The organism is Paenibacillus darwinianus (genome assembly GCF_000598065.1).
In the GTDB taxonomy this organism is placed as follows: domain Bacteria; phylum Bacillota; class Bacilli; order Paenibacillales; family Paenibacillaceae; genus Paenibacillus_I; species Paenibacillus_I darwinianus.
The window spans coordinates 3,788-14,751 of the sequence record NZ_KK082183.1; the positions used below are offsets into that span (position 1 = coordinate 3,788).

General features: G+C 59.0%; 12 protein-coding genes and 1 other annotated feature. All 12 genes read right to left on the bottom strand.

The genetic code is table 11. From position 1 onward, the window contains the following. Positions 1-270 precede the first annotated feature (270 nt). Positions 271-1,581 carry a LysM peptidoglycan-binding domain-containing protein gene (locus BG52_RS11675; RefSeq protein ID WP_190287532.1) on the bottom strand — a complete coding sequence of 437 codons (1,311 nt, stop codon included), beginning with the start codon at positions 1,579-1,581 and terminating at the stop codon, positions 271-273. 235 nt (positions 1,582-1,816) lie between these two features. Further along, a complete protein-coding gene (gene ilvE, locus BG52_RS11680; protein ID WP_036585225.1) occupies positions 1,817-2,698 on the bottom strand; it encodes a branched-chain-amino-acid transaminase in 882 nt (293 codons plus the stop codon). A gap of 8 nt (positions 2,699-2,706) precedes the next feature. Then, entirely contained in the window at positions 2,707-3,588 is an 882-nt protein-coding gene (gene pheA, locus BG52_RS11685; RefSeq protein WP_036585223.1) for a prephenate dehydratase, read from the bottom strand. Further along, complete coding sequence (gene thrB, locus BG52_RS11690) at positions 3,585-4,574, bottom strand: homoserine kinase (protein ID WP_036585221.1); 990 nt, start codon at positions 4,572-4,574, stop codon at positions 3,585-3,587. The genes pheA and thrB overlap by 4 nt, the downstream gene beginning before the upstream one ends. A gap of 61 nt (positions 4,575-4,635) precedes the next feature. Then, complete coding sequence (locus BG52_RS11695; RefSeq protein WP_036585219.1) at positions 4,636-5,922, bottom strand: homoserine dehydrogenase; 1,287 nt, start codon at positions 5,920-5,922, stop codon at positions 4,636-4,638. A gap of 24 nt (positions 5,923-5,946) precedes the next feature. After that, positions 5,947-6,384, bottom strand: coding sequence for an ACT domain-containing protein (locus BG52_RS11700; RefSeq protein WP_036585217.1), 438 nt, complete (start codon positions 6,382-6,384; stop codon positions 5,947-5,949). Positions 6,385-6,950: 566 nt separating this feature from the next. Beyond that, positions 6,951-8,273: a GTPase ObgE gene (obgE, locus tag BG52_RS11710; protein ID WP_036585214.1), complete on the bottom strand. Its 1,323-nt coding sequence runs from the start codon at positions 8,271-8,273 to the stop codon at positions 6,951-6,953. A 13-nt stretch (positions 8,274-8,286) separates the two neighbouring features. Further along, complete coding sequence (locus BG52_RS11715; protein WP_223299000.1) at positions 8,287-9,030, bottom strand: Spo0B domain-containing protein; 744 nt, start codon at positions 9,028-9,030, stop codon at positions 8,287-8,289. A gap of 184 nt (positions 9,031-9,214) precedes the next feature. Next, positions 9,215-9,526 (bottom strand): 50S ribosomal protein L27, encoded by a 312-nt coding sequence (rpmA, locus tag BG52_RS11720; RefSeq protein WP_036585212.1) that lies wholly within the window; start codon positions 9,524-9,526, stop codon positions 9,215-9,217. Between the two features lie 17 nt (positions 9,527-9,543). Further along, positions 9,544-9,879, bottom strand: coding sequence for a ribosomal-processing cysteine protease Prp (locus tag BG52_RS11725; protein ID WP_036585210.1), 336 nt, complete (start codon positions 9,877-9,879; stop codon positions 9,544-9,546). A 12-nt stretch (positions 9,880-9,891) separates the two neighbouring features. Beyond that, entirely contained in the window at positions 9,892-10,203 is a 312-nt protein-coding gene (gene rplU, locus BG52_RS11730) for a 50S ribosomal protein L21 (RefSeq protein ID WP_036585208.1), read from the bottom strand. A 14-nt stretch (positions 10,204-10,217) separates the two neighbouring features. Next, positions 10,218-10,302 (bottom strand) — a sequence feature (ribosomal protein L21 leader region). Between the two features lie 90 nt (positions 10,303-10,392). After that, positions 10,393-10,964, bottom strand: a 572-nt coding sequence (locus BG52_RS11735) for a ribonuclease E/G (RefSeq protein WP_036667309.1), incomplete at its 5' end; no start/stop codon positions are given.

The following is a 10,964-nucleotide window of genomic DNA, read 5'->3' on the forward strand; positions in this document are numbered from 1 at the left end:
GCGGCTTCAACGGGTGCCGCCGCCGCCGCCGAGCCGCAGACTGCAGCGGCTCCGATCAGCAGGGCCGCAAGCTGCCAACCCGGCCGTTTGCCGCGGCGCAGCCTTTTTTTAAGTTGCTTCCACAGGCTGAATCCCATCACAGGGAACTCCCCTTTAACTGTTTTCCCTATTGTTTCCTGCCGTTGATCGGATTATGCGGAAGCGAATCGCCAAACTCCACGGCAAAATCCCGGTCGCCGATGCGGCCGGGGCATTGCCTGCCGGGGCAGGTTACCGGTTCAGCCAAGGCTGACCGAACCGTCTTCTGGCTTCCGCCTTGCGGGCTGCCGGACGGGAAGCGGAAGACTTGACGGATGCCTTGGAAGCCGGTTTTTTGGCGAAAGACTCCTTAACCGCCGTCTGGCCCCGCACACCGGTTTTTACCGATTCATCCTCTTCACGGCCGGCAATGGCTGCGCCGGTCTTCCCGCCCTCCGTTTCCTCCCGTTTCATGCAGCCGCATGTACACGGCTTTTTCACGTAAGCCCCGAACGTCGGGTAAGAATAAGCCGCAGTCCCGGCCATGAAGGGCGCTGCGCCGGCGACCGGACCCGGTCCGTAATAGGGCTGCAGAGGCGGGCCGAAAAGACCGCTTGCTTGATACCCCGGTATCGCTGCCGGGAAAAACGCAGGAGCGCCGAATCCCGCTGGATGCGCGGCAAATCCTTGCACACCCGCCGTCACATCGGCATGCCCCGTGAACGATCCATATCCGCCTGCCGACACTCCGAATTGCGGCATGAACGGAGCGGCTGTCTGCGGCGCCGACAGCGGCAAAGCGCCGGTCCAATCGCTTACCGGAACCGTTCCGGGGGGACATGGGTAAACACCGGTCATTGCCGGCGTCTGGTACATCAACGGGTGCGATGGCGGGCACTCAAGCGCCGACGGTATCGTCAGTTGAGGCGGCGGCGGAAAATCACAGAAGGAGAAGACTTCTGTCGCCGGAATCTGGAATTGCTTGAACAGATCGACGTCGTACGGCATCGCCTCATGCGGCGTCGGAAGCGGCGCCGCAGGCGCTATATCTGCCGGCGGCACCTTGGCCGTCGGCGCTTTCGGCGGCGGCGTTATGGGGCCGGTCGGCGCTTTTCCAACGATCGGGCCGGTATAAGCTTTACCGTGTCCCGGAGTCGCCGGGAAGCCGTGCGGCATGTGCTGCAGATCCGGCAATTGGGGCAGCGCAAGCGGAGTGAACGGAGAGGAAACCGCCTTCGGTATGTTGACCATTTCGCCGGTCATCAGGACATTAGGGTTTTTCAACTGCGGGTTCGCCTGAATCATATCTGCGAGCGGAATGCCCCACGCTTTGGACAGATTCCACAGCGTATCCCCCTGCTTCACGAGATGCTGGTGCATCCAATCGCCGGCAGAGGGTTTCGGCTTTCCGCCGCCGCTCGGCACCTTCACTTTCGTGCCGACGTCGATGACATCCGGATTTGCGATGTCCGGATTCAGCTGCAAAAGCTGCTCGACGCCGACGCCGTACTTTTTCGCGATTGCGTACATCGTATCGCCTTTTTTGACCATGTGGATTTTCACGAGCCACATAACCTCCCGTCACGTTCTTCGTTCGCGGCGATCGCGGCGCATAAGCCGTCGCAATCCCCGTCAATCCTTACATCTTATGCAGACGGTGGGCTGGTGTCCCCTATATTCAAAAAAAATGCGGCCGTCCCGACACGACGGCAAAAAACCGCCGTCCGGGTCGCCGCGAATGAATCGCGCGCATACCCGCCAACGGCGGTACGATTGTTTCTTATGATCGGCTTGCGTCTTACGCAAACACCTTGACGCCGTCGACGTCGACGATTTTCCGGAACTCCTCAAGCAGATGCGTCGTGATTGGGCCGGCCTCGCCTTTGCCGATCATCCGTCCGTCCACCTCGCGCACGGCAATGACCTCGGCGGCGGTGCCGGTAAAGAACACCTCGTCCGCCACATAGACATCGTGGAGCGTGAACGGCTCTTCCTTCAGCTTATAGCCGAGCCTGGCGCACAGCTCCATGATCGCGGCGCGCGTAATGCCTTCCAGCGCACCGATGTAGCAAGGCGGCGTGTAGACGACGCCTTGCTTAATAATAAAAATGTTGTCGCTTGAACCTTCCGCCACATAACCCTGCGCGTTCAGCATGATGGCTTCGCCGACACCGGCCAGATTCGCCTGGATTTTGACCAGAATGTTGTTCAGGTAGTTAAGCGACTTGATCTTCGGGTTGAGCGCATCAGGAATGTTCCGGCGCTGCGAGACAGAGACGGACACCAATCCGCTGCGGTACGCCTCCTCCGGGTAAATCGCAAGCTGCTCGACAATGATAACGACCCATGCCGACGGGCAGCGTTTCGGGTCGAGTCCGAGATTGCCGGGACCACGGGAGACGATCAGACGGATATAGCCGTCCCGCAAGCCGTTGCGGCGGATCGTTTCCACGAGCGCAGCCTGCATGTCCTCGTAGGACAGCGGAATGTCGAGCATGATCGAACGGGCCGAATCGTACAGCCTGTCCAGATGCTCCTTGCATTTAAAAATGTTGCCGTTATAAATGCGGATACCCTCAAAAATGCCGTCCCCATAAAGAAACCCGTGATCGTAAACCGATACCTTCGCGTTTTCCTTGGTGACGTAATCCCCGTTCAAATAGATCCATTGCTCAGCCATGCTCTTCCTTACACCTCCGGATTTGTGCGAATGACCGCAAAGCTCGGATAGCTTCCCATAATGCGCACCTGGCAGCCGATCGCTTCGATCTCGGCGATGGCGGCGGGCAGCAGGACGGTATCCAGCGACATTTCGATGTCCATCAAAAAGTAATAGCTGCCGAGCTGCTTTTTCGTCGGACGCGATTCGATGCGCGACAAGTTGATGCGGCGCCAGGCAAACGCGGAAAGCACCTGGTGAAGGGCGCCCGGGTAGTCCTCCGGCAGCGTAATCTGGATGGTTGTCTTAAAAGCGTCCGGCTCACGCGCCTTGAACGGCTTGTGCCCGACCAGGAGAAAGCGCGTATAATTGTTATTGTGGTCGGTAACACTTTCCAGCAATACGTCGAGCCCGTGCAGCGCCGCGCCGCTGCGCTGGCCGATCGCGGCCCATCCGGCGCCCGGATTGTCCTTCACCATACGGATCGCTTCCGTCGTGCTGCTGACGTTCTCCAATTCGGCGTGCGGCAGGCGCTCGCGCAGAAAACGGGTGCACTGCGCCATGGCGACCGGGTGGCTCATCACCTTGACGATCCGGTCGTAATCCAGCTCGCCGCTGCCGTCCAGACTCTCCGAGTTGCGGCCGATCAGATTTTGCACGGACGGGTAGACCCATTCCGCCTGAATCGGCAGTTCGACCTCGTGGACAAGCCAATCGGTATGCAGGCTTACCGAGCCGTCGATCGTGTTCTCGATCGGAATGACGCTGTAATCGGTGTGCCCGTTCACCGTGGACAAAAACACGTCGGCAATCAATTGATGATACCGGTATTCGACCTGCGCGCCGCCGAACAATTGACGCGCCGCGTCGTCGGAGGTTGAACCCGCCGGCAGTAACGCTGCTTTTATCATACCCTTACTTCTCCTTTAATCCGTTCCATTAGCGGGGCCAGTTCCGCCGCAGCCCCGCCGTCCGTCACGGTCAGTTCCGGCCCCGCCGCAGCAGGCTTCAGCCATAAAGCCTCCGCCGTGATTCCTTCTGCAGCGAGCGTCTGGAGCAGAAACCGCTCAAGCTCCTGCTTGCGCGGGCTGCCGGACTCGATCAGCGCGAGCAGCGTCGGCCCGGCTCCGCTGAGCGCCGCGCCCAGAGCGCCGCGCTCGGCCGCCCCGTCCAAAATGCCAGCCATGCCGGGAATGAGCGCCGCACGGTACGGCTGGTGCATCCGGTCCTGCATGGCGGTCCGGATCATGCCGTGGTTGCCTGTGGCAAGCGCGGCGACGAGCAGCGAGCTGCGGCTGACGTTGAAGACGACGTCGGCCATCGGGAACCGGTCCGGCAAGGCATGCCGCGCCTTCTCCGTGGACAGCTGGAAGTCCGGGATCGCGACCAGCACATCCAGATCCGGAGACGGCTCCAGCCTGATATGTGACGCGCGGTTCCCGTCCCAGGATGCGACGACGATTCCGCCGAATACGGATGCGCCGACGTTATCCGGATGCCCCTCCAGCCGGGTGGCGATCTGGAACAGCCGGTCGTCGTCGAGCGGACTACCGATCAGCGCGTTCGCCGCCGCAAGCGCGCAGACGATGGCACTGGCGCTGCTACCGAGCCCGCGGGTCAGCGGAATATCGCTGTACATCGCGATATGCAGCTCCGGAATGTCGACCTCCGCTTCATTGAATACCAGCTGAGCGACCTTATAGATTAAATTGTTTTTATCCGTCGGTAAGCCGCGCAAATTCCGGCCGTGGAGCTCGATGGCCGTCCCGGTTTCCGACACGCCCATTTCGATCCAGGCATATAGCGACAAGGCCATGCCGAGCGTATCGAAGCCCGGTCCGAGATTCGCCGTGCTCGCGGGCACCTTCGCCAACACTCGCCGTTCTGTAAGTTTCATGACAACAAACGAACTCCTTTAAGTTTGATCACCGCAAGCCGCAGGACGGAGCTTTTCCCGCCTAGCCTTCCACACGGTAGACGCTCTTCACGTTGCGGATCACATCAAGCGATTCGAACGCTTGCAGTACGCCGTTCATCGCCGCCTTGCTCGCATTATGCGTAATGACGATGATCTCGGCCTCCGAATGCTCCGTGCTCGGCTGTTGGATGACCGACTCGAGGCTGACTTCATATTCGGCGAACACCTGCGTGATTTTGGCCAATACGCCGGCCCTGTCTTCCACATGCAGCCGGAGGAAGTTTTTATAGGAAATTTGCGCATCGGTCTTCAGCTTCTTCTCCTTGAATACCGACGCGGCCTGCATCCCGTTGACGCCCAGCTTCAGATTCTTCACCACGGTAACAAGGTCCGCCACGACCGACGTCGCCGTCGGAAGCTCGCCTGCGCCCGGTCCGTAGAACATCGTTTCGCCGACCGCTTCCCCGTATACATACACCGCGTTGAACACGCCGTTCACCGCTGCGATCGGATGGCTGTTCTTGACCAGCGTCGGCTGCACCGATACACTGATGAAATCATCCTGCGACTCCGCAATGCCGAGCAGCTTAATCTCATAGCCGAGCCGTTTGCCGAACGCGATATCGTCTTTTCCGACAGACGAGATACCTTTGACCGACACATCCTCCAGCGCCACATTCGCGCGGAAACCGAGCGTGGCGAGAATGGTCATTTTGCGGGCCGCGTCGAGGCCCTCCACGTCCGAGGTCGGGTCGGCCTCGGCATAGCCGAGCTCCTGCGCTTCCTTAAGGACGTCATGGTAGGACGCGCCTTCGCGGCTCATCTTGGTCAGAATGTAGTTCGTTGTCCCGTTAACGATGCCCATTATTTTCGTGATCCGGTCCGAAGAGAAACCCTCGATCAGCGTGCGGATAATGGGAATGCCGCCGGCTACGCTCGCCTCATACAGCACGTCGCAGCGGTTTTCGCGCGCCGCCGCAAGAATTTCCGGCCCGTGCAGCGCCATTAGATCCTTGTTGGCGGTTACGACATGCTTGCCGCGGGCGATCGCTTCCAGAATGTAAGCCTTGGTCTGGTCGATTCCGCCCATGACCTCGACGATTACGTCGATTTCCGGATCGTTGATGACATCCCACGGATCCTCCGTAAGCTTGCCGGCGTCAATCGCTACATTGCGCAGCTTCGCCATGTTTTTTACCGCTATTTTTTCAATCGAGATCGGGGAGCCGGCTTGGCCAAACAAATCCGCCTGATGCCCCTCCACGATGCGCACGACTCCCGTCCCGACCGTTCCGAGCCCGAGCAATCCTACCTTGACAGGTTTCATAGTTTCTCCTCCACGCTACATTTTCTAGCCTTGCCCGATGACGCTCGCCTTGCGGACGCCCTCCTGGTTGCGAATGCCGTCGATCATATCCGTAAGCGGAACCGCCATCCCCGCCGTATCAACCGTGATGACGACGTTCGCCAGTCCCTGCAGCGGAATGCTCTGATGGATGGTCAGCACGTTTCCCTCCGAGCCTGCAACGAATCCGAGCACCTTGGACAAGACGCCGGACCGGTGCTCCAAGTCCATCGACACCGTGACAATCCGTTCCCGCTCCAGTTGGTTGAGCGCGTAAATGCCGTCCTTGTACTTGTAGAACGCGCTCCGGCTCATGCCGACCCGTTCCACCGCCTCGTGCACGGTTTCCGCTTCTCCCCGCTGCAGCATCTGTTTCACTTGAATCGTCTTCACGATCGCTTCAGGTAAAATGTCCTCGCGGACGACATAATAACGTTCCGTCATCATTCGTCCTCCCAGTAAAGACATATGTTCTTCCCTAGTGGACATTATAACGGTAACGGTGCCGATGCCGCAATAGGCACAGCCGAAAAAGTTCGTCTTTCATTATACTTGATGCCCGGCTGAAAAAGCGAACGCGAACGGGGCATGAAGCCGTCCGTTTCCGTCGCAAGCGCCCCTCCGTCGGAGGATGGGCCGGCGGCGCTGTTCGACGCGCCTGATTTCCGCCCCGTCCCCGATTGATTGCCCATCTGCTCCGCCGCCTCGGAACGCGCGGCCGACGTCTCAGGCCGCGCCTCGTTGCTGCTTTTGGCAGCACTGTCGGTTGCCGTATGGCTTTCCGCACCGGAGCAGGCGGACACAAGGCCTGCTGTCAGCGCCAAAACAAGCGCCAGCATCTACCATGGAGAGCAGCGTTTTTGTGCACTGCTTTCTCTTTTTGCCATGCAAAAAACCCCTTTTGCGTCTCTGGCGCACAGGGGGTAGAAAAAGTTGCTTCTTCAGGCTTTAAAATCCATTCATCCGAATCGGCGCAGTATATTTCCTAAATCCTTGCCCGAACCGGAGCCCTACTCGAAATAATAATCCGCACCCTCGAAAAACTCGAAGCTGTAGTCGCCGATCTGCACGAGATCGCCGTCCTTCGCCCCTTCCTTGCGGAGCGCCTTATCGACGCCGAGGTTGCGCATGATGCGGGCGAACCGCATAACCGCATCATAAGAGGTAAGGTTCGTCCGTTTAATGAACCGCTCGATGCTGGCGCTCTCGACGATATAGACGCCCTCTTCCTTGCGGATCGTGAACTCGTCATTGTCCTTCTTCTCGTAACGGTACACCTTGCGTTCCTCGATCTCCGACACTTCCTCGAGCGGCGGCGCTTCGGGCAAGGCATCGAGCAGGTCGGCCGCCTTGTAGAGCAGCTCCTGGATGCCGTTCTTCGTAAGCGAGGAAATCGGCACGATCTCATATTCCTTGCCGTCGGCCAGCTCCTCAAGCTGCTGCTTGAACAGCTCGAGCTGATCCCCGGCATCCGGCATATCCATCTTGTTGGCCGCAATGATCTGCGGGCGTTCCGCCAGCTTCGCGTTATACTTCACGAGCTCGTCGTTGATCTTCATCCAATCCTCGAAAGGATCCCGTCCTTCGGTGCCGGCCATGTCCACCACATGGATAATGACCCGTGTCCGCTCCACATGGCGCAAAAACTCGTGGCCTAGTCCGACGCCCTCCGCAGCGCCCTCGATCAGACCTGGCAAGTCAGCCATGACGAAGCTGCGGCCGTCGCCCACGTCAACGACGCCCAAATTCGGCGTGATCGTCGTAAAATGATACGCGCCGATCTTCGGCTTCGCTGCGGATACGACCGACAGCAGCGTCGACTTGCCCACGCTGGGAAAGCCGACAAGCCCGACATCCGCCATGACCTTCAGCTCCAGAACTACCCAGCGCTCCTCGCCCTCCTCGCCATTCTCGGCGATATAGGGCGCGGGATTATTAGCGGTCGCGAACCGGATATTGCCGCGTCCGCCGCGTCCGCCCTTGGCCACAACAACCTCTTGTCCGTGGCGGGTCATATCGGCGATAACTTCTTGTGTATCGTCATTGATAATGACAGTGCCCGGCGGGATGCGCACGATCATATCCTCCGCGCCGGCACCGTGCATGCCCTTCACTTTGCCTTTCTCGCCGCGCGGCGCCTTGAAATGCTTCTGATAGCGGAAATCGACGAGCGTACGCAAGCCTTCATCCACCCGAAAAATGACGTTGGCTCCCCGGCCGCCGTCTCCGCCGGCGGGACCGCCTTCCGGCACGTAAAGCTCACGCCTGAACGAGATCAGCCCGTCTCCGCCGTCCCCCCCTTTGACGAATATTTTCGCTTTGTCTACAAACATCTTATTCCTCCGTTCATCGGCTCAGATCGGCGCGCAGCGCTGCCGTCAACATATCCGGTTCCAGCCGATCTGCGTGCAGCGGCGATTTCTTCAGTCGCTGCTTGCATTTGGCGTATAATTCCTGCGCGTTCAGAAGTTCTCCCTCATACTGCAGCTCGACGAGCAGAGCCGTTTCGTTGCGGTGCAGCTTAATCGACAAGCGTGCCGCGTCGCCGCCGCCCGGCTTGATGCCGAAGCGGTAGGCATTGATCAGATCCGTAAGCGTATCCGCAACCTTCACGCCGTTCAACGGCAGCTCGGCCAAATTCACTTCGTCGGCAACGTCGACCTGAAGCTGCATCGCGTTCGTCACCGTTCGGAACGATTGCACGAACAGGACGAAGGACGGAATCCCCAGCTTCGCGATCCGGCTCTCAGCCGTCATACGTTCCCTTATTTTCTCCACGCATTCGACCGTTTTATCCGGTTTATTCATCCGAATGTAGCCGTACAACACCTGAAGCTCGTTCATCCAATCGTGCCGGTGGTGATCCAGCATCCGGATCGCCGTCGTCTCAGTGGCGGTCAGCGCCCGTTCCGCACGGTAGGCCAGGCCTTTCCGGTCAGCTGCAATCCAGATCGCGGCAGCCGCCGACAACCACAGCAGCAGCAGTCCCGAAGGCCACAGTTCCTCCTGCCAAAACCATACTGCGGCGATTGGCAGCAGCACCGAGCCGGCCGCATAATATCGTATCGTCCGCCAACGATTCATCAGCATGTCCTCTCTCCGTTCCAAACATGGCTAAACCCCCAACAAGTATAGCATGCCGTCTTCAAAAGTCCACGGTTAAAGCCAAAAAATGACGTTTTGTGGACAAACCAAATCCGGTTGCTTCGCGAAGCGGAAGAACAACGCAAAAGCAAAAAAACCGGCCTGTCGCCAGGCCGGGCAAAATGCGATCTTATGCTTGGACGGCTGCGGCAACCGGCGCCGCGTCAACCGGATAAACGCTGACCTTTTTACGGTCGCGGCCCCAACGCTCGAACTTCACGACGCCTTCGACTTTCGCGAAGAGCGTGTCGTCCTTGCCGATGCCTACGTTGTTGCCCGGGTGAATTTTCGTGCCGCGCTGGCGGTAAAGAATGCTGCCGGCCGTTACGACCTGGCCGTCCGCACGCTTAGCGCCGAGACGCTTCGATTGGCTGTCGCGACCGTTCTTCGTCGAGCCTACGCCCTTCTTCGATGCGAACAGCTGAAGATTCAGCTTCAACATGGTGGTGTCCTCCTTCTTCAAAGCATTATTTCACGCATAACGACATACTTGCCGTAAGATTGACTAATTGTTCCCAGCATGACGACCATCGATTCGAGCAGAAGTTGAACCCGATCGTCCTTTGCCGGATCTCCCGTCTCCGGAATTTCCGATTGCAGCCAGCCGTTCCGCATGGCGGCAGGCAGCTCCAAGCCGGCCAGCGACTCGATCGCATTGACCGTACCGACGGTGACGGCGGATACGCCCGCGCACACGATATCTTTGCCCGGCTTGGCGAATCGCGCATGGCCTTCTACGGCAAACGCTACGATGGCACGGTCCGCAGACCGCCGGGTCAACGTGACGGTAATCATCCCGTAACCCTCTTACGCCTCAATTTTGCCGATCGTCACTTTCGTGTACGGTTGACGATGGCCTTGCTTGCGGCGGTAATTCTTCTTGGCTTTGTATTTATAAACGATGATCTTCGCGCCTTTGCCTTCTTTCTCGACTTTGCCGGAAACCTTCGCCCCCGATACGAGTGGGGATCCGGTTACGAGACCGTCAGCCTTGGATACGGCCAGAACGCGATCGAACGTTACGCTGTCGCCTTCGTTCAAGCCCAGCTTCTCGATATAGATAACATCGCCTTCTTGAACCTTGTACTGCTTGCCGCCTGTTTCGATGATTGCGTACATGGATGGTGCACCTCCTCATGTCTAAGACTCGCCTGACCCGGGTGGCTCTCGAATAAACGATCGCGCTTCGGTACCCGCTCGGAGCGGTTGTAGCATGCATAGCAACAAGCACTAAACATACACTGCAAGATTATAGCATACCGAAGCAGCCGGTTCAAGCCTGATTCCGAATTTCCCTTCCCCCAATCGTTACCGCCCGGCCGCCGGCAAGCCCGTATAGATCCTGCCGCTGCCGCGGCACGCGGCGCACGGCTCGTACAGCCGGCCGGCGGCATTCTCGCGCATCTTCTTGCGGGTCAGCTCCAGCAGGCCCAGCTTGGTCCAGCCGACGACATGGCATTTCGTCCGATCCTTGCGCAAAAGCTGCTCGAGCCTCTCCAGCACCCGGCCGCGATGCAAGGCATCGGTCATATCGATAAAGTCGATAATCACGATGCCGCCGGCGTCGCGCAGCCGCAGCAGCCGGGCGATCTCTTCGGCCGCTTCCATATTCGTGTGAAAGGCGGTCTCCTCCAAATCGGTGGAGCCCGTATATTTGCCTGTGTTTACGTCGATAACCGTCAGCGCTTCCGTCTGGTCCCAGACCAGATCAGCCCCGCTGGCAAGCCGAATTCTGCGGGCGAATGCTTTTTCCAGCTGCGGGTAGACGGCGTGCGACTCAAATAGCGCAGCCCGGCCGGCGGGGGAATACAGCCTGAGCATCGACTCCATGGCGGGCGCCTTCTCCTTGATCATGGCGCGAGCCTCGGCCAATGCCCGCT

Coding starts and splice junctions, on each gene's coding strand:
- rplU (WP_036585208.1), bottom strand. CDS start 10,203: ATGTACGCAATCATCGAAACAGGCGGCAAGCAGTACAAGGTTCAAGAA.
- BG52_RS11695 (WP_036585219.1), bottom strand. CDS start 5,922: ATGAAACCTGTCAAGGTAGGATTGCTCGGGCTCGGAACGGTCGGGACG.
- rpmA (WP_036585212.1), bottom strand. CDS start 9,526: ATGTTGAAGCTGAATCTTCAGCTGTTCGCATCGAAGAAGGGCGTAGGC.
- BG52_RS11700 (WP_036585217.1), bottom strand. CDS start 6,384: ATGACGGAACGTTATTATGTCGTCCGCGAGGACATTTTACCTGAAGCG.
- obgE (WP_036585214.1), bottom strand. CDS start 8,273: ATGTTTGTAGACAAAGCGAAAATATTCGTCAAAGGGGGGGACGGCGGA.
- ilvE (WP_036585225.1), bottom strand. CDS start 2,698: ATGGCTGAGCAATGGATCTATTTGAACGGGGATTACGTCACCAAGGAA.
- BG52_RS11715 (WP_223299000.1), bottom strand. CDS start 9,030: ATGCTGATGAATCGTTGGCGGACGATACGATATTATGCGGCCGGCTCG.
- pheA (WP_036585223.1), bottom strand. CDS start 3,588: ATGATAAAAGCAGCGTTACTGCCGGCGGGTTCAACCTCCGACGACGCG.
- BG52_RS11725 (WP_036585210.1), bottom strand. CDS start 9,879: ATGATTACCGTCACGTTGACCCGGCGGTCTGCGGACCGTGCCATCGTA.
- thrB (WP_036585221.1), bottom strand. CDS start 4,574: ATGAAACTTACAGAACGGCGAGTGTTGGCGAAGGTGCCCGCGAGCACG.